At 69.5% G+C, this 24,498-nt stretch carries 24 protein-coding genes; 14 read left to right on the top strand and 10 right to left on the bottom strand.

Annotation, left to right across the window (positions count from 1 at the left end):
• The 4 genes from ON39_RS10640 to ON39_RS10625 all read left to right on the top strand — a co-directional run.
• Nucleotides 1-981, top strand: a 981-nt coding sequence (locus ON39_RS10640; protein ID WP_040733290.1) for a CocE/NonD family hydrolase C-terminal non-catalytic domain-containing protein, incomplete at its 5' end; no start/stop codon positions are given.
• Nucleotides 978-2,315, top strand: coding sequence for a M20/M25/M40 family metallo-hydrolase (locus ON39_RS10635; RefSeq protein ID WP_040733289.1), 1,338 nt, complete (start codon nt 978-980; stop codon nt 2,313-2,315). The genes ON39_RS10640 and ON39_RS10635, both read left to right, overlap by 4 nt.
• 31 nt (nt 2,316-2,346) lie before the next feature.
• Nucleotides 2,347-3,432, top strand: a complete 1,086-nt coding sequence (locus tag ON39_RS10630; RefSeq protein ID WP_083894366.1) for an alpha/beta hydrolase — start codon at nt 2,347-2,349, stop codon at nt 3,430-3,432.
• Nucleotides 3,433-3,441: 9 nt separating this feature from the next.
• Nucleotides 3,442-3,894: a 6,7-dimethyl-8-ribityllumazine synthase gene (locus ON39_RS10625; RefSeq protein ID WP_040733288.1), complete on the top strand. Its 453-nt coding sequence runs from the start codon at nt 3,442-3,444 to the stop codon at nt 3,892-3,894.
• Nucleotides 3,895-3,938: 44 nt separating this feature from the next.
• Here ON39_RS10625 and ON39_RS10620 read toward each other — a convergent pair whose 3' ends face one another.
• The 3 genes from ON39_RS10620 to ON39_RS48640 form a co-directional block, all read right to left on the bottom strand.
• Nucleotides 3,939-5,399, bottom strand: coding sequence for a neutral zinc metallopeptidase (locus tag ON39_RS10620; protein WP_040733295.1), 1,461 nt, complete (start codon nt 5,397-5,399; stop codon nt 3,939-3,941).
• Nucleotides 5,400-5,528: 129 nt separating this feature from the next.
• Nucleotides 5,529-6,473 (bottom strand): endonuclease/exonuclease/phosphatase family protein, encoded by a 945-nt coding sequence (locus ON39_RS10615; protein ID WP_040733287.1) that lies wholly within the window; start codon nt 6,471-6,473, stop codon nt 5,529-5,531.
• A 183-nt stretch (nt 6,474-6,656) separates the two neighbouring features.
• Nucleotides 6,657-6,920 carry a hypothetical protein gene (locus tag ON39_RS48640; RefSeq protein ID WP_146251186.1) on the bottom strand — a complete coding sequence of 88 codons (264 nt, stop codon included), beginning with the start codon at nt 6,918-6,920 and terminating at the stop codon, nt 6,657-6,659.
• A gap of 144 nt (nt 6,921-7,064) precedes the next feature.
• Here ON39_RS48640 and ON39_RS10610 point away from each other — a divergent pair, with 144 nt between their 5' ends.
• On the top strand, nt 7,065-7,337 hold the full coding sequence (locus tag ON39_RS10610; protein WP_040733286.1) for an HPr family phosphocarrier protein: 273 nt from the start codon (nt 7,065-7,067) through the stop codon (nt 7,335-7,337).
• A gap of 56 nt (nt 7,338-7,393) precedes the next feature.
• Here ON39_RS10610 and ON39_RS10605 read toward each other — a convergent pair whose 3' ends face one another.
• Together ON39_RS10605 and ON39_RS10600 are read right to left on the bottom strand one after the other, a co-directional pair.
• Entirely contained in the window at nt 7,394-8,035 is a 642-nt protein-coding gene (locus tag ON39_RS10605; protein ID WP_040733285.1) for a cysteine hydrolase family protein, read from the bottom strand.
• Nucleotides 8,036-8,045: 10 nt separating this feature from the next.
• Entirely contained in the window at nt 8,046-8,372 is a 327-nt protein-coding gene (locus ON39_RS10600) for a YciI family protein (RefSeq protein WP_040733284.1), read from the bottom strand.
• A gap of 90 nt (nt 8,373-8,462) precedes the next feature.
• On the opposite strand from ON39_RS10600, the gene ON39_RS10595 reads away from it, so the two are divergent.
• Complete coding sequence (locus ON39_RS10595; protein WP_373283679.1) at nt 8,463-8,837, top strand: winged helix-turn-helix transcriptional regulator; 375 nt, start codon at nt 8,463-8,465, stop codon at nt 8,835-8,837.
• A 96-nt stretch (nt 8,838-8,933) separates the two neighbouring features.
• On the opposite strand, the gene ON39_RS10590 is transcribed toward ON39_RS10595, so the two are convergent.
• The 4 genes from ON39_RS10590 to ON39_RS49645 form a co-directional block, all read right to left on the bottom strand.
• On the bottom strand, nt 8,934-11,951 hold the full coding sequence (locus ON39_RS10590; protein WP_040733282.1) for a bifunctional [glutamine synthetase] adenylyltransferase/[glutamine synthetase]-adenylyl-L-tyrosine phosphorylase: 3,018 nt from the start codon (nt 11,949-11,951) through the stop codon (nt 8,934-8,936).
• Nucleotides 11,952-12,024: 73 nt separating this feature from the next.
• Nucleotides 12,025-13,365, bottom strand: a complete 1,341-nt coding sequence (locus tag ON39_RS10585) for a glutamine synthetase family protein (RefSeq protein WP_040733281.1) — start codon at nt 13,363-13,365, stop codon at nt 12,025-12,027.
• 95 nt (nt 13,366-13,460) lie between these two features.
• The gene (locus ON39_RS10580; RefSeq protein ID WP_040733280.1) at nt 13,461-14,990 is read right to left on the bottom strand and encodes an alpha/beta hydrolase; all 1,530 of its coding nucleotides are present in this window, start codon (nt 14,988-14,990) and stop codon (nt 13,461-13,463) included.
• Between the two features lie 448 nt (nt 14,991-15,438).
• Nucleotides 15,439-15,633, bottom strand: coding sequence for a hypothetical protein (locus ON39_RS49645; protein ID WP_169335875.1), 195 nt, complete (start codon nt 15,631-15,633; stop codon nt 15,439-15,441).
• Between the two features lie 83 nt (nt 15,634-15,716).
• On the opposite strand from ON39_RS49645, the gene ON39_RS10575 reads away from it, so the two are divergent.
• The 8 genes from ON39_RS10575 to ON39_RS50510 all read left to right on the top strand — a co-directional run bounded on the left by ON39_RS10575 (nt 15,717) and on the right by ON39_RS50510 (nt 23,259).
• The gene (locus ON39_RS10575) at nt 15,717-15,941 is read left to right on the top strand and encodes a hypothetical protein (protein ID WP_211336355.1); all 225 of its coding nucleotides are present in this window, start codon (nt 15,717-15,719) and stop codon (nt 15,939-15,941) included.
• Complete coding sequence (locus tag ON39_RS10570) at nt 15,934-16,986, top strand: polyprenyl synthetase family protein (protein ID WP_040733279.1); 1,053 nt, start codon at nt 15,934-15,936, stop codon at nt 16,984-16,986. Before ON39_RS10575 ends, ON39_RS10570 begins: the two co-directional genes overlap by 8 nt.
• A gap of 40 nt (nt 16,987-17,026) precedes the next feature.
• A complete protein-coding gene (locus tag ON39_RS10565) occupies nt 17,027-18,175 on the top strand; it encodes an oxygenase MpaB family protein (protein WP_040733278.1) in 1,149 nt (382 codons plus the stop codon).
• A gap of 142 nt (nt 18,176-18,317) precedes the next feature.
• Nucleotides 18,318-19,175, top strand: a complete 858-nt coding sequence (panB, locus tag ON39_RS10560) for a 3-methyl-2-oxobutanoate hydroxymethyltransferase (protein WP_040733277.1) — start codon at nt 18,318-18,320, stop codon at nt 19,173-19,175.
• Between the two features lie 21 nt (nt 19,176-19,196).
• Nucleotides 19,197-20,057, top strand: coding sequence for a phosphotransferase (locus ON39_RS10555; RefSeq protein WP_051186492.1), 861 nt, complete (start codon nt 19,197-19,199; stop codon nt 20,055-20,057).
• Between the two features lie 518 nt (nt 20,058-20,575).
• Nucleotides 20,576-21,025, top strand: coding sequence for a hypothetical protein (locus tag ON39_RS10550; RefSeq protein ID WP_040733276.1), 450 nt, complete (start codon nt 20,576-20,578; stop codon nt 21,023-21,025).
• Entirely contained in the window at nt 21,025-21,996 is a 972-nt protein-coding gene (gene pip / locus ON39_RS10545; RefSeq protein ID WP_040733275.1) for a prolyl aminopeptidase, read from the top strand. The genes ON39_RS10550 and pip overlap by 1 nt, the downstream gene beginning before the upstream one ends.
• A 3-nt stretch (nt 21,997-21,999) precedes the next feature.
• Nucleotides 22,000-23,259 (top strand): CHAD domain-containing protein, encoded by a 1,260-nt coding sequence (locus tag ON39_RS50510; RefSeq protein ID WP_051186491.1) that lies wholly within the window; start codon nt 22,000-22,002, stop codon nt 23,257-23,259.
• Nucleotides 23,260-23,734: 475 nt separating this feature from the next.
• Here ON39_RS50510 and ON39_RS10530 read toward each other — a convergent pair.
• Nucleotides 23,735-24,498 (bottom strand): RNB domain-containing ribonuclease (locus ON39_RS10530; protein WP_040733274.1); only part of this gene is annotated, 764 nt, incomplete at its 5' end.

Raw genomic sequence — 24,498 nt, 5'->3', positions numbered from 1 at the left:
GACGATTCGCCCGAATATCAGTCCGACGCGGCCCGATTGCCGCTGGAGTGCTATCGGCAGTACCTGGCCGACACGACCGACCACGACGGCGACTCCGCGTTCTGGCGCGACCGGGATCTCGTTCCGCGGTTGCGCGGCAACACCATTCCGCTGTTCCTCGGCCAGGGCTTCGTCGACTACAACACCCGCCCCTACCGAGTCTTCGACCTGTGGAACGGCCTCGGCCCCGGCGAGCACAAGGCGTGGTTCGGCCAGTGGGGCCACCGCACCTGCCACGACAAGTGCGGCACACCGCATTTCGACACCGAGCTGCTCGCCTTCTTCGACCGGCACGTCGCGGGGCGCGACGTACAGGTGCCCGGTCCCCGAATCACGGTGGGCCAGTTCGACGGACGCTGGCGGTCCGAGACCGCGTGGCCGCCCGCCGATGTCACCCGTGTACCGGTCCGGCTGCGCGACGGCGGCTACACCGACCGCGGCCTGCTGCCTGGACCGGACAGCGAATTCTGGTCCGTCTCCGAGCCTTTGGCGCAGGACCAGCACCTGGCCGGGCTGCCCTCGGTGACCCTGCGCGCCGCCGGGCCCGCGAATGCCACGGTCGCCGTGGAGCTCTACGACATCGCGCCGAACCAGCAGGCCACGGTGATCACCCGCGGCATCGCTCCCGTCGGCGGCGAGACCACCGAAGTCCGCCTGCTGGCCCAGGATTGGCCGATCCAGGCGGGTCATCGGATCGGCGTGCGGGTCACCGACGTGGTCGACGACGTGTGGTCGCACTCCCCCTCGTTCGCCCCCGTCACCGTGTCCGAGGCCCGCCTCGAGCTGCCGATGCTCACCGCGCCGCGCACCGCCGACCTGCCCGGTGACGTCACCGAGGGCATCGTGAAGTGGCGCAACGAGAAGACGATCCCGCTCGACCCCGCCGTGTTGACCGATGCGACGGTGCCCATGGACCTGCCGAATCGACTAGCCGGCCGATGACCGAACCCGTCGACGACCCGACCGCCGAGCGCCTCGCCGCCGCGCTGCGCTGCGCCACCGTGTCCACCGACACGCCGGGCGAGGTCGACGACTCGGCCTTCGAGCGGCTCGCCGCGCACCTCGAGCAGTCCTTTCCGCTCGTGCACGCCGAACTCGAACTGGAGCGGTTCGGGCACAGCAGGCTCTACCGGTGGCCCGGCGTCGAGCCGGAGCGGGTCGGCGCGATCCTGCTCGCCCACCAGGACGTGGTGCCGGTCGACGACCCGCACCGCTGGACCCACCCGCCCTTCGCGGGCGTGGTCGACGACGAATTCATCTGGGGCCGTGGGGCGATCGACGACAAGAGCCGGGTGCTGGCCATCCTCGAGGCGGTCGAGGCGGCCCTCGCCGAGGGAGTTCGCCCGCGTTACACCATCTTTCTGGCCTTCGGCCACGACGAGGAGGTGTTCGGCGACACCGGCGCGCTGCACATGGCCGAGCGCCTCCGCGGGCTTGGCGTGCGGGCGGAGCTACTGCTCGACGAGGGCGGCATGATCACCGAGGGCGTCGCCGACGGGGTCGATCGGCCGGTCGCCAACATCATGCTCGGCGAGAAAGGCTATGCGACGGTACAGCTCTCGGTCAGCGAGGTCGGCGGGCACTCGTCCATGCCGGGCAAGCAGACCGCCGTCGGCCGGATCGCCCGCGCGGTGACCCGCATTCAGGATCATCCGATGCCGCTGCGGATGACGGCGGTAACCGCCGACATGCTGGCCAGGTTGCGACCGGCGATGCCGGCCTCGCGGCGGCGCCTGCTCGGGTTCGCCGGCGTCGCCGCGCCGCTGATCACCCGGGTGATGGCGATGCGGCCGCAGACCGAGGCGATGGTGCGCACGACGACCGCCCCGACCGTGATCCGTGGCGGCGTGAAGGCGAACGTGCTGCCCCAGCACGCGGAAGCGTCCATCAATTTCCGCATCCTGCCCGGCGATTCGGTGGCGTCCGTGCTGGCGCACTGCCGGAAGGTGGTGCGCGACAGCGGCGTTCACATCGAGGCGGAGGGCATGGCCTCCGAGCCGACGGTGCACACCGCGCCCGGTCCGGCGTTCGAACTCGTCGCGGACATCGCCAGGGCGATCGTGCCCGGCACCGTCGTGACCACCGGCATCGTCCCCGGCGCCACCGACTCGCGGCACTACCACGATCTCGCGGGCACGCGCTGCAACTTCGCCCCGATCGTGCTCGGCGAACGCGATCTGGCCTCGATCCACGGAACCGACGAGCGTCTCTCCCGCGTCAACTACGCTCGACTCATCGAGTTCAACCGCCGGCTGATCGCGCACTTCGCGCGGTAGCCGAGACCCGCGCAGACGTCAGGAGCGACGCATGACCGCCCAGCCCGGAGCGACCGGAGACCCGGAGCCGCAGCCGACCGAAGCTGAGCCGAGCGGCGTCGTCGAGCCACGGACGGATACCGTCGCCGACACGCGAGCGACCACCGACACCGAGCCGGAGTCGGGCACCGACGCCGACTCGATCGGCGATACGCGCGCGAGCACCGTCGTGGAGCCTGCGGCCCTGCCGGGCACCGCGGCGCAGCCCGACACCGGCACACCTGGTGCGAGCGACCCGCGAATCACCACCCGCGCCGGGCGATTCGACGGCACCGGCAGTGGGATCGCTTGGCGCGCATGGCTGCCCGAGTCGCCCGCACGAGGTGTCATCGTGCTGGTGCACGGTGTCGCCGAACACTCGGGTCGTTACGTCCATGTCGGTAAGCGGCTGGCCGCAACGGGTTTCGCAGTGTACGCGCTCGATCACGTCGGGCACGGGAAGTCGGCGGGCAGCAAGGCCAATATCGGATCGATGGACGGGGCCGCCGACAATGTGGCGGCCATGCTCGACATCGCGGGGCGCGAACACCCCGGCGTGCCGCGGTTCCTGATCGGGCACTCGATGGGCAGCGTCGTCGTGCTGCACCTGGCCACGCGCGCGCCGCTCGACGTGGCGGGCATCGTGCTCTCCGCCCCGCCGCTGGACATCTCGGCGGGCAACCCCGTGCAGCGCGCGCTCGCCCCGCTGCTCAGCAGGGTCGCCCCGAATCTCGGTGTGCTCCAGCTGGATTCGTCGCAGATCAGCCGCGACCCCGAGGTGGTCCGCGCCTACGACAACGACCCGCTGGTCTACCGCGGCAAGCTGCCTGCCCGCACCGCCACCGAGATCCTGAACACGACGGTCCTGATCAAGGAGCGGCTGAGCAGGCTCACCGTGCCGGTGCTGGCCCTGCACGGCACCGGCGACGCCATCGCCGCGCCGTCCAGCACCGACCTCATCGAGCGCGGCGCGGGCTCGGCGGACCTGACCGTGATCCGCTACGACGGCCTCTACCACGAGATCTTCAACGAACCCGAGCAGGACCGGGTGCTCGGCGACGTGGTGGACTGGCTGGAGGCGCACGTTACCGGCAAGTAAGATCCGGGGATGGGAACCACCGGATCCGTCGCGTTCATCCGCGCAAGCTGGCACAGCTCCATCGTCGGCAAGGCCTACGAGGGCTTCACCGCCGAGTACGCCGACCTCGGCTACGACCCGGCCGCCGTCGAGGTCTTCGACGTGCCGGGCGCGTTCGAGATCCCGCTGCACGCCAAACGCCTCGCGGCCTCCGGTCGCTACGCGGCGGTCGTCGCGGCGGCGCTGGTCGTGGACGGCGGCATCTACCGGCACGACTTCGTCGCGTCCGCGGTGATCGACGGGCTCATGCGGGTGCAGCTGGACACCGACGTGCCGGTGTTCTCGGTCGTGCTCACCCCGCACCACTTCCACGAGCACAGCGAGCACGTCGGCTACTTCACCGAGCACTTCGTGACCAAGGGCGCCGAGGCCGCCCGCGCCGTCGCCATGACGCTCGAGTCGCTGCGCTCGCTGCCGGTTTAGTGCCTCGTCCAGGAACGTGCCGAGATTCCTGGACGAGGCACTAGTCACTTGTAGCGGGACAGGCAGGCCTGCTCGCCCTCGAGCACGCCGGTGCGAAACGCCTCGACGCGCTGATAGCCGCTCGGCACCACCTTGCCGTTCACGTCGCCGGCGGCGAGGCCCTCGCCGAGCAGTTCGGAGACGGCCTCGTCGAGGTCGCCCGCCGAGAGGCGCGGGTCGCTGCCTGGCTCGCTGAGCTTGGTCGTCACCACGCCGGAGAGGCAGGCGGTGCGCAGGCCCGCGGTCTCCGCGCCGGTCAGGCCGAGCTTGCGATCGTTCTGCACCGCGAGGACATACCGCGACACGAAGATGATGAACGCGCTGTAATCGCCGTTCACGGCGGCGGTGAGCGGATCGTCGTCGTGCGGGGCGCCGTGTTCGGCCAGCGCGGGCACCGCGGTGCCGATCTTGTTCGCGCTCGGGCAGTACGAAACCGGTTCGGTGACAGTCACATTCGGACAGCTACGCACGACGCCGGAGTAGTCGAACTGCGGCTTGCGGCTGGTCGGAAAGATCTTGGCCAGGGCCTGGCTCACGCTGTTCAACGACTCCGCCGTCACCGGGAGCTGGTAGAACTCCTCCCCCGGCTCGAAGGACACCGGCAGCGTGCCGCGGCGCTGCGCGATCTGCTGGGTGGTGATCGACTTGCAGGCCTGCGCGCCGTCGGAGTAGCCGATCTGCACCGCTGTCACCCGCTCGAACGCCGAGCCGTGCGCGTTCTTCGAATCGCTCGGATCCTCGTCACGAATGGCGACCGTGACACCGAGTACCGCGTTGAGCCCGTCGGTGGTGTTCAGGGTGAAGTGCGCCGAATTTCCTTCCGCCACATGACGTAAGAAGACACCGGCCAGACAGTCCGCCTGCTGTTCGAGCACCAGGGTCGGCGTCCGCATACCGCCGAGCCTGGCCTGTCCCTGAACGGCGTGGCCGTATTCGTGCGCGAGCACCATGACCACGGCCATCTCGCCGAACTTCTCCACCACCGCGGGCAGCAGCACGCCGCGGTCCCAGCCGATGGTGTGGTCGTCGGTGCAGTACGCGGCGTTCACCACGTGATAGGTGCTCTCGCCGCAGAATTCGACGGCTTGTTTCCGGGGCGCGGCGGCATCCCAAGAATGGAAAACGGACACCGGCGTGAACGTGCCGGGAAAGTTCCTGGGGTAGGCCGCGGTCCAGAAGGCTTGCAGATCGGCGATGGAGTTGAGGGCGAGCCGGTCGTATCGGCCGCCGTCGCCGTTGTGCGCGGTGAGCGGCGCGTCCGGCACACCCTTGCGCGGGCCGCTCGGCCCGGTCGCCGTCGCCGATCCGGCCACGTCCCAGTCGGTCTCCGCGCTGGGCGTGTTCGTGCTCGGCGTCCCCGAACGCGGTTCCGGCCTGGGCTGCCAGTCCTTACCGCATCCGGCCAGTACCGCGCAGAACAGCACGAGCACCGCGACCGCCCCGAGCCGCAGACCTTCTCTACTCATCATCCACGCGCCTCCCCGACTACCGGTGCATGGCCCGGTGCGGCGGCCGAGCGTTCACACGGTAATCGCCGCAGGGACCGTGCGTATCAACAATAGTTCCGAAAAACCAACGCCCGGTATGCCGCCGGATCAAGTCAACCGCACCCTGGCGAGCAGCGCGCGGTGATCCGAGCCGGGAACGCTGAGCGTGCGCACCTCCCGCGCCGTGGCGTCGGCGAGCAGGATGTGGTCGATGCCGATGATCGGCCCCCACCGGCGGTCGTTCGGGAAGGTCGGCAGCAGACCGGCGCCCGCCTGATCGATGGCGGCGGCGAAGCGGCCGTGCAGCAGCGCGCGGTACGCGGCGTGGTCGCGGGTCGCGTTGAAGTCCGCGCCGACGATGGCGGGACCCTCTCGCGCGTCGAGGATTTCGCGGATCTCGCGCATCTCCACGAGCCAGTCGGCGAAGTTCATCGGCGGCGGGATCGGGTGGAAGGCGAAGAGCGCGATCGGTCCCCGGCCGGGGTGGTCCATTATCGCGGACACCTGGTTCAGGATGAAGCCGTCGTATTTCCTGGTGTCGCGCAACGGATATCGGCTGTAGATCCCGGTGCCGCCTCCGCCGTCGGCGGTGGGCTCGAGGTAGGAGTACGGCAGTTGTTCGCCGAGTTCGGCTTTCGCGAGACGGTCGACCGCGGCGGTCGTCAGCTCGTTCACGGTGAGCACGTCGACGCGATTGTCGCGCACCGCACGCACCACCGCGTCGGCGTCCGCCTGCCCGAACAACAGATTGGACTGCAGCACAACCACTTCCGGCCCGTCCGCCGCCCGCCCCTCCGGCACGAACGCGGGCACCAGCGTCCACAGCACGACACCGACCAGCACACCGGCCACCCCCGCACTGCGCCAGCCGCGCAAGATCAGAAAGATCACCAGCCCCACCACGGCGCCGACCATCAGATACGACGCTCCCGACGCGACCAGGACCAACCACCGAGACCGCCACGCCCCGAAATGCAGCACGACCCCCGCGACCCCCGCCGCCAGTGCGCACCACCCCACCCCGAGCCCCACTCGCTCCAACCATCCACGCATCCCCCGACCCTATGCGGGCCATGTGGAGATCCTGTGCGCCGACCGTGCAGGTCCCGCGCCAGGTCGAAACCCGCACCGCGCCTCGCCTGCCCAATCCGACCAAGCAGACGGTCAGCATCTACACCGAGCAAGGCCACGAAATCCGGTCGGCACCCAAGGTGCCACCGAACTCGACAGCATGCCTCATTCGCCGGGCGTGTCAGTTTCCCCGAGCATGGCTTTGCACCGCTCGCAGGCAAGTGCCCCGTCGGGGCGCCACAGGTGGCGCATTACGCAGACCCGCTCTTTGGAGATGCCGCACAACGTCGTGCCACCCCGCATCCCGTGTTCGGGACCGGTTTTCTCGAGTGCCCCTTCGAGGGTTGCGACCAGGCGTCCAGGCGGCACTTCACCTTCGGCCCGGCGTGTATCGCTCCATTCGACGGCGGCCGCGAACCACGTTTCCACCCCCTCATCATGGCAGCGCACACGGGGGCTTGGGAGTAGGTGAGCAATCGCGCCGCACGAGGCTCATGGCATTGCCTCTCCGGATGGCTGACCGGCGGCCGCCGCCTACGCTGGGTCTTCGATACCGGTGTCAGGAGGAGCTCGATGTACGTCGAGGAGTTGTGCGTCGCGGGGCCGCTCACTGCTGAGAGCGCCGAGGGGCTGGCCTCGGCGATGGTCGGGTACACCGCGCGAATTACGTTGAGTAGCAATGGTTCTAGCGTGCAGTTGCCGAATCTTCCTTGGTGCTGGGATGTTCTGCGGCTGCGGGCGGGCAGCGTGGTCACGGTGACCGTCGAGCACGGCCGTCGGCCGGGCGAGGATCGGATCGCGATGCGCGCGTTCGTCGCTCGCCTACGGGCGCTCACCGGGGCGTGAACGCACGGACACCCCACGACCCCACAGCCGCGTGGGGTGTCCGTGCAGCCGGTGCGTCAATGGCGGTGCATCAGCTCGATCAGTGCGGCCGTGTCGGTGAGCAGCGAGCCGCCCGTGAATTCCAGAGCGGCGTGGGATCTCTGGGCCGCGGCGGGGTGTCCGGCGCCGCAGGCGTCGGCGACCACGATGGGGAGGTAACCGAGGTCCAGGCTGTGCCGGACCGTCGGCTCGATGCCGACCTCCATGGCGATGCCCGCGATGGCGTAGGAGTCGATGCCGCAGTCGCGCAACGCGATATCGAGGGGCGTCGCGGCGAAGGCGGACATGGTGATCTTGTCGAAGACCACCTCGTCCGCGTTCGGCGTCAGCTCCGGCGTGAGCTGGTACTGCGGCGAGCCCTGCGGGAAGCTGGCGTGCAGCTCGTCCAGGTCGTCCACCCGCTGCCACTGCATGGCCGTGCGCAGCTGCGCGACGCCGGACGCGGCTATCGGCAGCGAGACGTGCCGGGTGTAGAAGACTCGGAAACCGTTGGCCCGCGCGGCATCTCGCAACTCGACGCACGCCCGCACGATCTTGTCCCCGTCGGGAATCTGGCCGACGATGCCGACCTGCATGTCGTAGATCAGCAGCGCCATCCGCGCCGGGTCGCAGGCGTCGGCCACGGTCTGCGGAATGCTGAGGCCGAAGGCGTGTCGCATGGCCGCGCCCTCACTTGGTCCGGTCGTACGGCTCGGCGACGTCGACCTTCGGGTCCATCAGCGCCTCCAGCGGCAACGGCGCCTGCACCGGCACGTAGGTCCACTCGAGGTAGCCGGCCTTGGTGAGCGGGAAGTCGGCGACGTAACGCCGCGCCTCCTCGACGCTGTCCACCTCGAACACGATCACCACGCCCGGCTCGTCGGCGCGCGCGTAGTTCTCCCGCACGATGCCCGCCTTCCACAGCCGCCACACATTGGCGACCTCATCCGGCAGGTACGGGTTGATGGTCTCCAAGGTCACGCCGGGCTTGAAACGGTCGAAAACGATGACCTTCATAAGGTTTCGGGCTCCATGTCTACGGTGGGAATGTGGTCGTCCCGTCCATGGAATCGCGATGATTACAGTGTTACAAGAACGCACTTTTTGGTGAGTACCGAGAGGCCCGCAATGCCGGAGAAGCGCTACCACTGCGCGGTGGAGGTGACCGTCGACCTCATCGGCGGCAAGTGGAAGCCGGTGATCCTCGCCCACCTCAAGGAGGGTGTGCGGCGCTACGGCGAGCTGCGCCGGGCGATGCCGACCACCAGCGAGAAGATGCTCGTGCAGCAGCTGCGCGAGTTGGCGGCGGACGGCCTGGTCCGCCGCACCGTGTTCGACACGGTGCCGCCGCAGGTCGAGTACGACCTCACCGAGGAGGGCTGGAGTCTCGTACCCGCCCTCACCGCGCTCTACGAGTGGGGCGAAAAGCGTGCCGAGCGAAAGGGTTTGGTCATCGATCCCGCCCCCTCGGTCGCGAATTGACGCGACCCGCACCACAGCCGCTTGCCCTTGGCATCCGCACACGTATCAGTGCGCAGGAAATCGAAAGGCGCGCGGCTGCACCAGCATTCAGCACCACTACTCCCCGAACACCCGCTCCACCACCGCTTTCGCCCGCCGCGTGACACGCATGTAGTGATCGAGAAATTCACTCCCGTCATCATTCGGCCACCCCGCCACGCGAGCGACCGCCGACAACAATCGCCCGGGCCCCGGCAGCTGGTCCGCGGGCTTACCCCGCACCAGCACCAGCGCATTGCGCGCCTTGGTCGCGGTGAGCCACGCGTCCCGCAGCAACGCCACATCGCTGGCCTCGAGCAGCCCGGTCTCCTCGATGACGTTGAGCGACTGCAGCGTCGACGTGTTGTGCAGCCCGGCGACCTCGTGCGCGTGGCGCAGCTGCATCAACTGAACAGTCCACTCGATGTCGGCCAGGCCGCCGCGGCCGAGCTTGGTGTGCGTGGCCGGGTTGGCGTTACGGGGTAGTCGCTCCGCGTCGACACGGGCCTTGATCCGCCGGATCTCGCGCACCGCCTCGGTCGACACGCCGCCCGCCGGATAACGCACCTCGTCGATGACGTGCAGGAACCGCAGCCCGAGCTGCTGGTCGCCCGCCACCTGGTGGGCGCGCAGCAGCGCCTGCACCTCCCACGGCTGCGCCCACTGCCGGTAGTAGGCGGCGTACGCGGCCAGGGTGCGGACCAGCGCGCCGTTGCGTCCCTCGGGCCGCAGCCCGGCGTCCACCAGCAGCGGCGGGTCGGTGCTCGGCGCGCCGAGCAGCTTCTGCACCTTGTCGGCCACGCCGATCGCCCACTTCACGGCCTTGGTCTCGTCCTCGCCCGGCCGGGGGTCGCAGACGAACAGGACGTCGGCGTCGGACCCGTAACCCAGCTCGTGTCCGCCGAGCCTGCCCATGCCGATGACCGCGAAGTCGGCGGGCGCGGGGGTGCCCAGCTCGGCCTCGCTCGCCCGAATCACCGCCGCGAGTGAGGCTTCCAGCACCGCGACCCACACCGAGGACAGCGCGCGGCAGACCTGTTCGACGTCGAGCATGCCGAGCAGGTCCGCCGAGGCGACGCGGGCGAGCTCGTGCCTGCGCAGCGAACGTGCCGCGGCCACAGCGCGTCTCGGGTCGTCGTAGCGGGCGGCGGCCGTCATGATCCCGCGCGCGACGTCCTCGGGCTGCGGGCTGAGCAGCAGCGCCCCGCCGGGCCCGTCGGCGTACATGCGGATGGTGTCCGGCGCGTTGATCAGCAGATCGGGCAGGTACTCCGAGGAGCCGAGCACGATCATCAACCGCTGCGCGACGGCGCCCTCGTCGCGGAGCACGCGCAGGAACCACGTCTGGTCGGCGAGGCCCTCCGACACCCGCCGATAGGCGAGCAGCCCGGCGTCGGGATTCGGTGTGTCGCCGAGCCATTCGAGCAGGGTCGGCAGCAGCAGCGCCTGGATCCGGCCCTTGCGCGACACCCCGCCGGTCAACGCCTTGAGGTGGCCGAGGGCGTGCTCGGGCGCCTGATACCCCAGCGCGGCCAGCTGCCGCACCGCGGCGTCGGGGCTGAGCCGCAGCGCGTCGGGCTCCAGCTTGACGACCGACTCGAGCAGCGGACGGTAGAACAGCTTGGCGTGTAACCGCCGCACCCGCACGGCATTTCGGCGGATCTCACTGCTGAGCACGCCGACCGCGTCCTGCCTGCCGTCCGGGCGCATGTGCGCGGCGCGCGCCAGCCAGCGCATGCCCTCCTCGTCGTCCGCGGCGGGCAGGGTGTGCGTGCGACGCAGCCGCTGCAACTGCAACCGATGCTCGAGCAAACGCAGGAACTCATAGGACGCAGTGAGATTCGCGGCGTCGTCGCGTCCGACATACCCGCCGGCGGCCAGCGCCGTCAGCGCCTCGACGGTGCCCTGCACGTGCAGCGACTCGTCCACCCGCCCGTGCACCAATTGCAGGAGCTGGACGGCGAATTCGACGTCACGCAGGCTGCCGTGGCCTAGTTTCAGCTCGCGCTCGCGCAGATCGGCGGGGACGAGATCCTCCACCCGGCGGCGCATGGCCTGCACGTCGGCGACGAAGTCGGGGCGCTCGGAGGCGGTCCACACCATCGGCATCAGCGCGTCGCGGTACTGCTCGCCGAGCGTGCGGTCGCCGGTCATCGGCCGGTTCTTCAGCAGCGCCTGGAACTCCCACGTTCGCGCCCAGCGCTTGTAGTAGGCGACGTGCGACTCCAGCGTGCGCACCAGCGCGCCCGCCTTGCCCTCCGGTCGCAGCGCCGCGTCGACCTCGAAGAAGGCCGCGCTGGCGACGCTCATCATCTCGGCCGCCAGCCGGGTCGCGGTGGCGTCGGCGGGTTCGGCGACGAACACCACGTCGACGTCGCTGACGTAGTTCAGCTCGCACGCACCGCTCTTGCCCATGGCGATCACCGCGAGCCGGACCGGCACCGGGTCGTCCTTGCAGATCCTGGCCACCGCCACCGACAGCGCGGCGGTGAGCGCGGCGTCGGCGAGGTCGGTCAGGTGACGGCCGACGACCTGGTACGGCAGGACAGGCTCGTTCTCGACGGTCGCCGCGAGATCGAGCGCGGCGAGCAGCATCAGCTGATCGCGATACCGCTTGCGCAGCAGCGCGACCACCTCGGGCCCGGAGTCGCCTGCGCGGAACAGCAGCTGGTCGGCAGCGGGGTCGGGTCCCTCGGCCGGCACCGCGTGCACCGCGTCGAGCAGGTCCGCAATCAGTTCGTCGCGGCTCGGCAGCTCCTTGCGGCGCAGAATCTGCCAGGCCGCCGGGTCGATCACGAGATGATCGGCGAACGCGCTGGACGAGCCGAGCAGCGCGAACAACCTGCCGCGCAGCCCAGTGTCCGACCGGATCGCCGAATCCAGTGCGGCCCAATCGCTTTCGAGCCGCTCCCGCAGTTTGATCAGCGTGTTCAGCGCCAGGTCGGCGTCGGGCGCGCGCGAGAGCGCCCACAGCACGGGGATGCCTTCGACGTTGTCCCAGCCCAATTCGCGCAGCGAGGCGGCGGCGGTGGGCTCGAGCAGTCCGAGCCGACCGACGCCGGGGACAGCGGAGCGGGCAGTCGGGGGCCGGACCATAGCTCTCAAATTACATGCCCAGGGCGAACACGCCGCCACCCACCGGGCCTGCGTGGGGCGCGCCGAACCTCCGCTACAGGCCGAGGTACTCCTTGAGTTCGTACGGGGTCACCTGGCTGCGGTAATCGGCCCACTCCCGGCGCTTGTTGCGCAGGAAGAAGTCGAACACGTGCTCGCCGAGCGTCTCGGCGACCAGCTCGGAGCGCTCCATCGCTTGCAGCGCCTCGTCCAGCGTGCCGGGCAGCTCGCGGAAGCCCATCGCGCGCCGCTCGGCGACGGTCAACGCCCACACGTCGTCCTCGGCCTCGGGCGGCAGCGTGTAGCCCTTCTCGATGCCGCGCAGGCCGGCCGCGAGCAGCACGGCGAAGGTCAGGTAGGGGTTGCAGGCAGAGTCGGGGCTGCGGATCTCGACGCGGCGCGAGGAGGACTTGTTCGGCGTGTACATCGGCACCCGCACCAGCGCGGAGCGGTTCGACCGGCCCCACGAGGCGGCGGTCGGCGCCTCGCCGCCGTGGATGAGCCGCTTGTAGGAGTTCACCCACTGGTTACTGATGGCGCTGATCTCCGGCGCGTGCTCGAGGATGCCCGCGATGAACGCGCGCGCGGTGCCGGAGAGGTTGATCGGGTCGTCCGGATCGTGGAAGGCGTTCGCCTCGCCCTCGAACAGGCTCATGTGCGTGTGCATGGCCGAGCCGGGGTACTGGGCGAACGGCTTGGGCATGAACGTCGCGCGCACGCCCTCGTCGATGGCGACCTCTTTGATCAGGTACCGGAAGGTCATCACGTTGTCGGCCATGGACAGCGCGTCGGCGTAGCGCAGGTCGATCTCCTGCTGACCGGGCGCGCCCTCGTGGTGGCTGAACTCGACCGAGATGCCCATCGACTCCAGCGCGTCGATCGCGTGCCTGCGGAAGTTGGGCGCCGAGTCGTGCACGGCCTGGTCGAAGAAGCCGCCGGAGTCGGCCGGTATCGGCTGCGAGCCGTCCACCGGGCCGTTCTCCAGCAGGAAGAATTCGATCTCGGGATGCACGTAGCAGCTGAACCCGACGTCGGCGGCCTTGTTCAACTGGCGGCGCAGCACGTGGCGCGGGTCGGCCCAGGACGGCGAGCCGTCGGGCATGGTGATGTCGCAGAACATGCGCGCGGAGTGCTGGTGGCCCTTGCTGGTCGCCCACGGCAGCACCTGGAAGGTGGACGGATCCGGGCGGGCGACCATGTCGGCCTCGGACACCCGGGCGAAGCCCTCGATGGCCGAGCCGTCGAAGCCGATGCCCTCCTCGAAGGCGCCCTCGAGCTCGGCGGGCGCGATCGCGACGGACTTCAGGTAACCCAACACGTCGGTGAACCAGAGACGTACGAAGCGGATATCCCGCTCTTCGAGCGTCCGCAGCACGAATTCCTTCTGGCGATCCATGTCCGCGAGCGTAAGCACCCGGCGTTAAATCCGTGTTACGTACACGCTGAGTGTGCAGTGTTCCTCGCGGAAAACAGCCATCACCGGCCGACCGGTCAGCAGGTGAGGCCCGGCTCGGGCTCGATCAGGTCGACCAGGTAGTCGATCACCGCCCGATCCACGCACTGCGAACCGCCCGACAGCGCGATGGTGTGCCGGTTGCCCTTGTAGGTCACCAGCGCGGCGCCGAGCTGGTCGGCCAAATCGACTCCGGCCTGGTAAGGCGTCGCCGGATCCTCGGTGGTGGACACCACCACCGTCTTGGGCAATCCGGTCACCGAGATCCGGTGTGGCTCAGTGGTATTGGGTACCGGCCAGGCCGTGCACTGGTCGAGCGGGGCCGCGCCGGTGCCCCGGCCGTCGTCGAGGAACGGCGCGGCCTTGCGGTACTCGGCGTCCTGCTTGCCGGTGATGCCCCGGTCGCTGATGCGCGGATCGTCCACGCAGCGAATGGCGGTGAACGCGTCGGTGGTGTTGCTGTAGCTGCCGTCGTCGCGGCGGCCGTCGTAGAGGTCGGCCAGTTGCAGGAGGGTGTCGCCGCGACCGTCGCGCAGTTCGGCGAGGCCGAGGGTGAGCACTGGCCACAGGTCGTTGGTGTACAGGGCTTGGCGCACGCCGGTGAGCGCGTCGCCGTAGCTGAGTCCGCGCCGGTCGGTGGTCGAGGCGGACTTGTCCCACAGGGGATTCACCAGTTCGCGGAACCGCTGCACCGTCTGGGTCTTGTCGGTGCCGAGCGGGCAGTCCGGCTTGCTCGTGCAGGCCGCGGCGAAGGCGTCGAACACCTTCTGGAAGCCCGCCGCCTGACGCAGCGACTCCTGCACCGGGTCCTGCGAGGAGTCGATGGCGCCGTCGAGGACGAGCGCGCGCACGTGGTCGGGGAACTTCTCGGCGTACGCCGAACCGATCTTGGTGCCGTACGAATAACCCAGGTAGCTGAGCTTCGCATCGCCGAGCGCCGCGCGCATCACGTCCAGATCCTGTACCACCTCGCGGGTGCCGACGCGGGACAGGAACTCCGTGCCGGTGCGCTCGGCGCAGCGGTCGGCGTACTCCCGGTTCTCCTTCTCCGCGGCGGCGATCCCGTCGGGCGTGTTGTCCTTCTGCGGCTCGGCTCGCTCGGCGTCCTGCTCCTGCGCGGTCTCGCAGACGATGGCCGGGGTCGAGGAGCCGACGCCGCGCGGGTCGAAGCCGATCCGATCGAAGCGCTCGGCCAGCGGGGTCTTGTTGCCCAGCGCCGACATGGTCAGGCCCGACTCGCCCGGCCCGCCCGGGTTCATCAGCAGCGAGCCGATGCGCCGGCCCGACGCCTTGATCCGGGATACGGCGATCTGCGCGGTCGGTCCGTCCGGCGCGGCATAGTCGATCGGCACGGTGATCCGCGCGCACTGCGCGCTCGGCGCGAAGCGATCGTCCTGCGAGCCGAAGTCGGAGCAGGTGCCCCACTGGACGGTCTGCGTGTAGAACTTCGCCAGCGCGGCCGGGGGCTCCGGCAGCGGGCCCGTCGGATGACCCTCGATCGTGCATCCCGCCGCCACCAATGCCAGCACCGCCACCAGCGCGCCGCGCCCACTCCGCACCGAAACCATCCATTGATAGTGGCAGCTCCGTCGTCGGTGTTGATCAACGCACCGGTCAGACGCTTGTTCGGACGGTCGTGGGCGGCTCGGATGATTCGGAGCCTGCCGCCGCTCGTGGCGGCCTGTCATCGCCAGGGGGTGACGGCTGTTCGATCGCCTCGACTACTCCGGGACAGGGTCGGGAGGAGAAGTGCGGGTCGATGTCGATGTGACGGCTCGGCACAACGGTGCGGCACAACGGCTCGGCACGACCGCTCGGCACGACCACTCCCCACGACCACTCACCGCGACCACTCGGCACGACCACTCACCGCAACCGCTCGGCACGACCACTCACCGCGACCACTCGGCGCGACCGATCAAGGGTTAGCGCATCAGTTGCCCGAATACTCTGTGAAGCCGATGGAATCCACAGTTAGTTTTCGGCGTGTCCGGCTGCACTCCATGCCACACTGATTCAGCCGGACTCGCCAAACATGTTGGGGCAGTGCGGCTGCAGCTGCCACTCGTACAGGTGGGGAGCGTGATCGCATGTCGCAGAAGTCATTTCAGCCTGATGCCCAACCATGTCAGCCTGACGCTCGATCATCTCAGCCCGACGCAGAATCATCTCCGCCTGACGCTCGATCATCTCAGCCAGGCGCTCAATCATCTCAGCCCAGCGCTCTGTCAATTCAACCCGGCGCGAAGCCCTCTCAACCCGGCGCCCGCGGCGAGGAAGCCTTCTTCCTGGCGGTGGGTCTAGCGGATTCGGCGCTGAGCCGGCTCGGCCCGGTGCTGGACCGGGTGCGCGGCCTTTTGCGACGATCGGACGCGACGAGCTTGGCAGGCGCGGCGGGAGCCGACCTGAAGGCGCGCGGGCGGCTGGCGCTCGACCGGTACGCCACCGTGCCGCCCGCGCACCTCGAGATCCTCGCCCAACGGGTGCTGGCCCGACGCGCCGCCTCCGGCGATGACTGACGGGTTCGACCCCGGTGCGTTCAAGGCGCGCGTCGATATCACGCTCGGGCAGTTCGTCGCGCGGGAAAGCGGCCGGCTCCTGACAATCGACCCGCACCTGCGGCCGGTGGCCGAGCAGCTCGTGCTCGCGACAACCCACGGCAAACGTTTGCGGGCGGCGTTCTGCTACTGGGGTTGGCGGGCAGCGGGACAACCGGACAGCGACGCGCTCGTAAAAGCCGCCGCCGCAATGGAACTGGTGCACGCGGCGGCCAGCGTGCACGACGACATCATCGACGACAGTCCGCTGCGGCACGGCCTGCCCACCGCGCACGTCGCGTTGCGCAGCGCGCTGCACGGCCGCCCGAACCGCACGAAGTCCGCGAAGGCGCTGGCCATGTTGGTCGGTGATCTGTTGATCGGGCTGGCCGGGCAGCTGTTCGCCGAGAGCGGCCTGCCCGCGGCATTTCTGTCGCGCGCACGCCCGCTCTGGGCGGTCCTGGCCAGGGAGCTGATCGCCGGTGAGTGCCTGGAGGTCATCCGGACCGGCACGGCTCCGGACACGGCGGAGTCTTTGCAGGTGATCCGCTACAAGAGCGCCAAGTACACCGTCGAGCAGCCGTTGCTCATCGGCGGCGCGCTGGCCGGCGCGAACGACCGGCTGCTGAAGGTGTTCTCCGCGTATGGTTTACCGCTCGGCGGCGCGTTCCAGCTGCGCGACGACCTGCTCGGTCTCTTCGGCGACCCGGCGACGACCGGCAAGGCGAACCTCGACGATCTACGCGCCCGGCGGCCGACCGCCCTCCTCGCGGAGACCTGGCGCAGAGCCGATGCCGGACAGCGAAAACAGCTGCGCAAGCTGATCTCTCACCGCGAACCCGGTCCCGAGGAACTACACGAGATGCGGGAACTGATGCACCGGCTGGAGTCCCCCGGCCACATCGAGAAAATGATCGTCGAACTGGTCGACGAGGCCACGGCCGCGCTGGCCGGAGCGAACATGCCCGCGAACGCCACGCGCGCACTGACCGAACTCGCGCACGCCGCCACCGCACGCAACCACTGAGGTCGCCACCGACCGTCCGCCGTAGCCGTTAGGAGCCCCGATGACCTACACCCACGCATCGATGGACGCGCTGCGGCAGCACGGCGACGAACTCGCCGACGCCACCGTGGCCACCTTGTTCGACCGCGGCGAGGTCGGCAAGTTCAACACGCTCATGCGCTACGTCTCCACCGCGGGCTCTCCGCTCCCCGATGACCTGCCCGACGTCGCCCGCGAGTACCTGCGCGCGACCGCCGCCCCGCCGTCGTGGGTGGACTGGGAGGAAATGGAGCGGGCCCGCCTGTTCTTCATCGACAACAACGTGCACATCTCCACGGCGCTGTCCTTCGCGTCCATGCCCGCCTGCTACGTCGTTCCGCACGTCGCGCGGCTGCTGTCGGCCAGCCATTCGCTGGACTACCCCGCCAAGCGCATGGCCGAGACCGGCCAGTTCACCGTCTACCTCATGCAGCCCGACGCCTTCGAGGCGGGCAGCCGCTTCGTGCCCGCCGTCCAGAAGGTGCGGCTGCTGCACGCCGCGATCCGACGGCATCTGTCGATGGGGGGCCACTGGGACACCGCCACCTTGGGCGTGCCCATCTGCCAGGAGGACATGATCGGCGGGCAGCTGCTGTTCTCGCTCCTCGTGCTCGACAGCCTGCACCGGCTCAACATCCACATGAGCGTCGAGGGCGCCGAGGCGTACTTCTACGCGTGGCGGGTCGTCGGCGCGATGCTCGGCGTCGACCAGTCGCACGCGCCCGAAAACCTGGAATCCGCAAGGCAATTCCTCGATCTCTACCTGACCCGCTACATGGGTCCGAGCGCGGAGGGCGTTCACCTCACCCGCCAGCTCATCGAACTCTACGAAGAGGTGGTGCCGGGCACCCTGCTCGACCCCGTGGTCTCCGCGCTGATCCGCTATCTCGTCGGCGACACCTGCGCCGACTGGCTCCAGGTGCCGCGCACGGCCTGGGATACGGCGGTCAAAACGGTCCCGGGAGTCCTCGGCCTGCTCGAAACCATCGAGGACAGGTCCCCCTTGGGCGCGTGGACAGTGGATCGCCTCGGCCACCTCACCACGCTGTTCGAACTGAGCTCCCTCACGCGCGGCCGGGTGATGCACTACGCGATCCCCGAACACCTCAAGCACGATTTCGGCCTCGCGTCCACGATCGCCCGCACCGGCCGCTGGACACCGCCGTCGTGAGGTTGCCAGGGCGTCCTGTGTGACATATTGCACCGGGCGCGAGGCTTAATACGGCTCGGCTACAACTGGCACACTGGATTTCGTCAGACGAACCCGGGGACCCCGATGGGCCCCGAGGAGACACCAGACGAAAGGGACGAAGATGTCCGTATCCGATTCGGAAACCCCGGCCTACGGTGCGGCACCCGCCCAGCCCCAGAAGGCTATGCGCAAGACGCGGGTGCATCACCTCCAGAAGATGAAGGCCGAGGGTCAGCGGTGGGCCATGCTCACCGCCTACGACTACTCCTCGGCCCGGTTGTTCGAAGAAGCAGGCATTCCGGTGCTGCTGGTCGGCGACTCCGCGGCCAATGTGGTCTACGGCTACGACACCACGGTGCCCATCACCGTGGACGAGCTCGTCCCCCTCGTGCGCGGCGTGGTGCGCGGCGCGCCGCACGCGCTCGTGGTCGCCGACCTGCCGTTCGGCACCTACGAGTCCTCGCCCCAGCAGGCCCTGGCCACCGCGACCCGGTTCATGAAGGAGGGCCAGGCGCAGGCGGTCAAGTTCGAGGGCGGTGAGCGGGTCGCCGAGCAGATCGCGCTGATCACCTCGGCAGGCATCCCCGTGATGGCGCATATCGGGTTCACCCCGCAGAGCGTCAACTCCCTCGGCGGATTCCGCGTGCAGGGTCGGGGCGACGGCGCCGAGCAGCTCATCGCCGACGCCATCGCCGTGCAGGAGGCGGGCGCGTTCGCCGTCGTCATGGAGATGGTGCCCGCCGAGCTGGCCGCGCAGGTCACCGGCAAGCTGACCATCCCGACCGTCGGCATCGGCGCCGGCGCGGACTGCGACGCACAGGTGCTGGTGTGGCAGGACATGGCCGGCTACACCAGCGGCAAGACCGCCAAGTTCGTCAAGCGCTTCGGCAATGTCGGCGATGAGCTGCGCACCGCGGCGGCGGCCTACGCTGATGAGGTGGCCCGGGGCACCTACCCCGGACCCGAACACAGTTTTTAGGGTCAACGCAGTGAGGTGACGATGATCGGCCGAGCGGTGCACGCCCCCGTCGCACTGCTCGGCCAGCCGGTCGAGCCACTCGTCGACTGGGCGACCGGGATCTTGAAGTCACGAGAGATCGAGGTGACCGGCGCGGCGTCGCTCACCCGCCGCCGCGCCTGGTCGTTACTCGTCCGCATTCCCACCGAGTCCGGCCCGATGTGGGCCAAGGCCAACGCCCGCGCGTTCGCGCACGAAGGACCGCTGTTGCGGCTGCTCGCCCGGCTGCGCCCCGGCAGCGTGCTGGAACCCCTTGCGGTGCAAGAGGATCACGGGTGGCTGCTCAGCCCGCACGGCGGCGACACCGCACCCGACACCGACGCGGAGTGGTCCGGCCTGCTGCGCTCCTACGCCGATCTCCAGCAGTTCCTCGCCCCACACATCGACGACCTGATCGCCACCGGCACCCCGTACCTGCCGCCCAGCCGGCTCGGCACCGTCTACCGGCACTTCGAGCCGCGCGTTCCCGGGCTCGGCCACCGCATCGAGGAGGCCGCCGCGGAATTGGCCGCGTACGGCAGGCTCAGCCTCGAACACAACGACGTCCACACCGGCAATGTGTTCGCGGGCGCGACGCCCGGCACCGGCCGGCTGTTCGACTGGGGCGACGCGGTGATCACCCATCCCTTCCTGTCCCATCGCATCCTGCACCACCCGCACCGCGCCGCGTACTTCGAGCACTGGCGTCGCGTCGAACCGGTCTCCGACACCGAGATCGCCCTCGCCGAGCGTCTGGCTCCCTTGATCGCCCTTCACCCGTGGCGCACCATCGACACCTCCATTCCCCGTTTCGCGCGTTTCGTCGAGGAGCTGCTGGACGAGTTGCGCGCCACGTTTCGCTAGGTCGTGGAGGTTGCGTCCGCGGGCCGGATCGTGGCCTGGCATGGAGGAGCCGATACGGGGTTGTCCCTGCGACACGACAATGCGGTCAGGCGGCGATCCAGCCGCCGGATGCGCCGGCTCTGCGACGACGACAACGCGGGCGGGCGGCGATCCAGCCCCCGGACGCGCCGGCTCTGCGACGACGACAACGCGGCCGGGCGGCGATCCAGCCCCCGGACGCGCCGGCTCTGCGACGACGACAACGCGGCCGGGCGGCGATCCAGCCCCCGGACGCGCCGGCTCGACGACAACGACAACGCGGCCGGGCGGCGATCCAGCCCCCGAATGCGCCGACTCGGCGACGACGACAACGCGGCCAGGCGCCGATCCAGCCCACGGACGCGCCGGATGGGACTCGACACCGGGCGTAGCCATCCCGCGGCGGGCGGCGGGCGGGGTACGGCGCGCGCAGTCCGGGCCGACGCCGCGAATCAATGGCAGACTCGATGCCGACATTCGCGAGAGAAGTAGAGGGACCGATGCCGCACAGCCGTTGGATTTCACGCAGCACCCTGCTGCTGGCGGGCGTTTTCGCCGCCGCAGCGCTGACCGCCTGCGGAGGCGAGTCGAACCCGACCGGGAGCGCGAGTTCGACGACGCCGTCGGCGACGGCCACCACCAAGCCGAGCGGCACCGCGGGCACGAACAAGCCCGGCACCCCCGAGATCTCCGACGCCGCCGCCACGCAGCTGTGCGACATGATCCGGCCCGAGCTGTCGAACTGGCGGGTCCAGGGTCCGACGCTCGGCAAGATCGGGCTCAACGCGCTGGTGCACGAGTGGGCGCTGCGCAACGGCGGCATCAACGGCGCGGTGCTCGCCGACAAGCCGGTCATCGACCGTCTCACCACCAAGAGCTGCGCCGACGTACACCAGCAGGCGATCCAGGCGCTGGAGCTGCCCGATCTGGCCTCAGGTCTGGCGTTCTGATGGCCGAGCTGCGGACGCTGTACCCCGAGATCGAGCCCTACGACTCGGGCAAGCTAGACGTCGGCGACGGTCAGTCGGTGTACTGGGAGGTCAGCGGCAATCCGGACGGCAAGCCCGTGGTCTTCCTGCACGGCGGCCCCGGCGGCGGCACCTCACCGCATCAGCGGCAGTTCTTCGACCCGGCGGCCTACCGGATCGTGCTGTTCGATCAGCGCGGCTGCGGACGCTCGACCCCGAACCTGGCCGACGACGCGAGCCTCGAGCACAACACCACCCAGCATCTGATCGCCGATATCGAGGCGCTGCGTACGCATCTCGGCGTCGACCGCTGGCAGGTGTTCGGCGGCTCGTGGGGCTCCACCCTCGCCCTCGCCTACGCCGAGACGCACCCCGACCGGGTGACCGAGCTGGTGCTGCGCGGCATCTTCCTGTTGCGCCGCAAGGAGATCGACTGGTACTACAACGGCGCCGCCGGCTACGTGTACCCCGACGAGTGGGAGAAGTTCCTCGCGCCGGTGCCCGAGTCCGAGCGCGGCGAAGACCTGGTCGAGGTCTACCACCGGCTGCTGCACTCCCCCGACGAGAGCGTCGCGCTCGCGGCGGCCGTCGCCTGGTCCACCTGGGAGGGCGCGACGAGTACCCTGCTGCCGCAACCGGATCGGGTCGCCGAGACCGCCGAGCCCCGCTTCGCGCTCGCCTTCGCACGAATCGAGAACCACTACTTCCGCAACCACGCCTTCCTCGACGAGGGGCAGTTGCTGCGCGACATCGGCGTCATCGCGCACATTCCCACCGTTATCGTGCAGGGCAGGCACGACATCGTCTGCCCCGCGGTGAGCGCGTGGGATCTGCACAAGGCGATGCCCGGCTCCGAGCTGCACATCGTCGAGGACGCCGGGCACGCGTCGTACGAACCGGGCACCGCGCATCATCTGATCGAGGCCACCGACAGATTCGCGAAGGCGGAGTAGCCCATGACGGCCACCGCGGGTGCCGCCATCGTCGCGGCACTCGCCGACAATGTGGACCGGCTACTCGCCGCCGAGCCGGAAGTCCGTGCCGACGAACCCGACTCGATCCATCAGATGCGCGTAGCCACCCGCAGACTACGCAGCGTACTGCGGTCCTATCGCGGCCTCTTCGAACGAGCGCCCGCCGCAGCGCTGGGCGAGGAACTCAAGTGGCTCGCCACCGTCCTCGGCGTCGCCCGCGACGCCGAGGTGCGCGCCGAACGCTTCGAGAAGCTGCTCGCCGAACACGGGCGGGCAGCTGAGCTTTCGGCGGCCGACCTCGGCACTGAGGCACGCGCCGAACACCCCCGCGCGCCAGAACATGCAGCGGCCGACGTCGACGCCGAAGCACGCGTGGACAAGCAGCTTGCCGAACACAACGCCGAAGCACGCACCGAACGTCGCCCGGCGGCAATACATTCGGCGGCCGACCTCGACACCGAAGCACCCGCCAAACACATCGACAAGCAGCTCACCGAACACGACCGCGCCCCCGAACATGCAGCGACCGATGTCGACGCCGAGCCGTGCATCGACAAGCAGCTCGCCGAACACGGCCGGGCGTTCGAGCATGCAGCGGCCAAACTCGACACCGAGGCGCACGTGGACAACCAGCTCGCCGAACGTGGCCCGGCGGCAATACATTCGGCGGCCGATCTCGACGCCGTGACCGCCCGGCTGGTCACCGCTGAGCACGAAAGGTATGCCGCGGCACACGCCGATGTGCTGGTTGCCTTGGACAGCGCGCGCTACCGCGAACTGCGCGACGAGCTCACCGAATGGCGCACCGACCCACCCCTGCGCGCCGCGCGGGCCGAGGTGCCCGCCGCCGACTTCTTCACCGTGGTGCTGGAGCGCGACCGGGAACGCGTGCAGGGTCTGATCAAGCGGGAACCCACCGTCACAGCCGCCGACCGGATCGAGCTGCTACACGATATCCGCAAGAGCGCCAAGCGATTACGCTACTCCTGCGAGGCGGCCGAGCCCGTCCTCGGCCCCGCCGCGGCCGATCTCGGCAGCCGCGCCAAACGCCTGCAAACCGTGCTGGGCGACCACCGCGACGCCGTCGAATCCCAGCACGCCATCTACGGCGTCGCCGCCAACGCCGGCGCCGCAGGCGAGGATACGGCCCTCTACCGAGTACTAGCAGGCGCCGAAGACACCGCCGCCCGCCAAGCCCTCACCCGCTACCCCGAGTCCGCCGCCGCCCTGTCCGCCGACTAGGGCCAACCCCACCCACCGCCCTCTCGCCCTCCCCACTAGCCGAGCAGCCCAAAACCTCGCACCCTCTCTCCGGATCCGCACCCCCTCTAGGGCCCTAAAGACAGTGCGGAACCCAAGAAACAGTGCGGCGCCCACCAGCCACAGCACGCACCCTCCAACCCCAACGCAGTGCGGACCTCGACCAGCCTCCGCGGCAGCGCCCCACCGCCGACCAGCCGAAGCCTCGCACCCACTCTCCGGATCCGCACCCTATCTAGGGCACTAAAGACAGTGCGGATCCCAAGAAACAGTGCGGCGTCCACCGGCAACAGCGCGCACCCTCCAACACAGCGCGGACCTCAAGCAGCCTCCGCGGCAGCGCTGCACCGCCGAGCAGCCGAGCAGCCGAGCAGCCGAAGCCTCGCACCCTCTCTCGGGCTCCGCACCCATTATGGGGCCCTATAGAGGGTGCGGAGCCGGAGAGAGGGTGCGGGGGTTAGGCGGGGTAGGTGAAGGTGATCTTGCGGGTGGTGGGGTCGGCGGAGAGTAGGCGGACTCGGACGGACGCACCCTCAGGCGGTTGGCCTACGCACGGGCCCAGCACGGGTGGGTCGGCGATGAAGATCTCCGCCGCACGGTTGCCGTTGGCTTCGCGCACTACCACCGCGTCGAACTCGGTTCCGGCGCGCTCGGCGAGCAGCGTGGACTCGGCGAGGTCGATGCAGGCCCGCTCGACCTTGCCCGCGATCGCGTCGCTGCGGCGCATGCTGTCGGCGGCATCCGCGAGCCCGTACCGGACCCACTGGGGCACTTCGGTTCCCGCGCACCGCGCCAGGCAGATCTCGGTGCTGAACCGATCGGACAGACGGCGCAGCGGCGCGGTGACATGAGCATACGGTGCGCGGATCGCGCTGTGCTCCAAGCTCTCCGGGGTGAGAGCCGGGGTATCCCCGTTCAGCACGGTGTAGGACGCCCCGCGCATCAAACCCGTCGCCTCGGACATGAGCACAAGCGCGGCAGGCGTATTCGGATCCAGCCCGGCCAGCAGTTGCCCGACCGACAGCTCCGCCGGCCACTCGACCCCCAGCGCCGCGGCCGTGCGGTGCATGGACGCTATCGCCGACTCCGCGGGCGGCGGCATGGTGCGCAGCAGCGCGGGCGCGCCGGCGTCGATCATGATGCGCGCCGCGCACATCCCGGTGAGCAACGAGACCTGCTCGTTCCAATCGTCGGCGGCGGTGCGCGGTTCGACGACGAGCC

It is taken from the genome of Nocardia tenerifensis NBRC 101015 (genome assembly GCF_000308715.1).
Taxonomy (GTDB): domain Bacteria; phylum Actinomycetota; class Actinomycetes; order Mycobacteriales; family Mycobacteriaceae; genus Nocardia; species Nocardia tenerifensis.
This window is presented reverse-complemented; position numbering and strand designations above follow the sequence as displayed.

Bases quoted from the DNA above. Each gene is read 5' to 3' on its own strand.
- ON39_RS10585 (WP_040733281.1), bottom strand. From the start codon at position 13,365: ATGGATCGCCAGAAGGAATTCGTGCTGCGGACGCTCGAAGAGCGGGAT.
- ON39_RS10550 (WP_040733276.1), top strand. From the start codon at position 20,576: ATGCCGCACAGCCGTTGGATTTCACGCAGCACCCTGCTGCTGGCGGGC.
- ON39_RS10630 (WP_083894366.1), top strand. From the start codon at position 2,347: ATGACCGCCCAGCCCGGAGCGACCGGAGACCCGGAGCCGCAGCCGACC.
- pip (WP_040733275.1), top strand. From the start codon at position 21,025: ATGGCCGAGCTGCGGACGCTGTACCCCGAGATCGAGCCCTACGACTCG.
- ON39_RS10615 (WP_040733287.1), bottom strand. From the start codon at position 6,473: ATGCGTGGATGGTTGGAGCGAGTGGGGCTCGGGGTGGGGTGGTGCGCA.
- ON39_RS10635 (WP_040733289.1), top strand. From the start codon at position 978: ATGACCGAACCCGTCGACGACCCGACCGCCGAGCGCCTCGCCGCCGCG.
- ON39_RS10610 (WP_040733286.1), top strand. From the start codon at position 7,065: ATGTACGTCGAGGAGTTGTGCGTCGCGGGGCCGCTCACTGCTGAGAGC.
- ON39_RS10555 (WP_051186492.1), top strand. From the start codon at position 19,197: ATGATCGGCCGAGCGGTGCACGCCCCCGTCGCACTGCTCGGCCAGCCG.
- ON39_RS10580 (WP_040733280.1), bottom strand. From the start codon at position 14,990: ATGGTTTCGGTGCGGAGTGGGCGCGGCGCGCTGGTGGCGGTGCTGGCA.
- ON39_RS49645 (WP_169335875.1), bottom strand. From the start codon at position 15,633: ATGATTGAGCGCCTGGCTGAGATGATCGAGCGTCAGGCGGAGATGATT.
- ON39_RS10590 (WP_040733282.1), bottom strand. From the start codon at position 11,951: ATGGTCCGGCCCCCGACTGCCCGCTCCGCTGTCCCCGGCGTCGGTCGG.
- ON39_RS50510 (WP_051186491.1), top strand. From the start codon at position 22,000: ATGACGGCCACCGCGGGTGCCGCCATCGTCGCGGCACTCGCCGACAAT.
- ON39_RS10565 (WP_040733278.1), top strand. From the start codon at position 17,027: ATGACCTACACCCACGCATCGATGGACGCGCTGCGGCAGCACGGCGAC.
- ON39_RS10570 (WP_040733279.1), top strand. From the start codon at position 15,934: ATGACTGACGGGTTCGACCCCGGTGCGTTCAAGGCGCGCGTCGATATC.
- ON39_RS10620 (WP_040733295.1), bottom strand. From the start codon at position 5,399: ATGAGTAGAGAAGGTCTGCGGCTCGGGGCGGTCGCGGTGCTCGTGCTG.
- panB (WP_040733277.1), top strand. From the start codon at position 18,318: ATGTCCGTATCCGATTCGGAAACCCCGGCCTACGGTGCGGCACCCGCC.
- ON39_RS10625 (WP_040733288.1), top strand. From the start codon at position 3,442: ATGGGAACCACCGGATCCGTCGCGTTCATCCGCGCAAGCTGGCACAGC.
- ON39_RS10600 (WP_040733284.1), bottom strand. From the start codon at position 8,372: ATGAAGGTCATCGTTTTCGACCGTTTCAAGCCCGGCGTGACCTTGGAG.
- ON39_RS10605 (WP_040733285.1), bottom strand. From the start codon at position 8,035: ATGCGACACGCCTTCGGCCTCAGCATTCCGCAGACCGTGGCCGACGCC.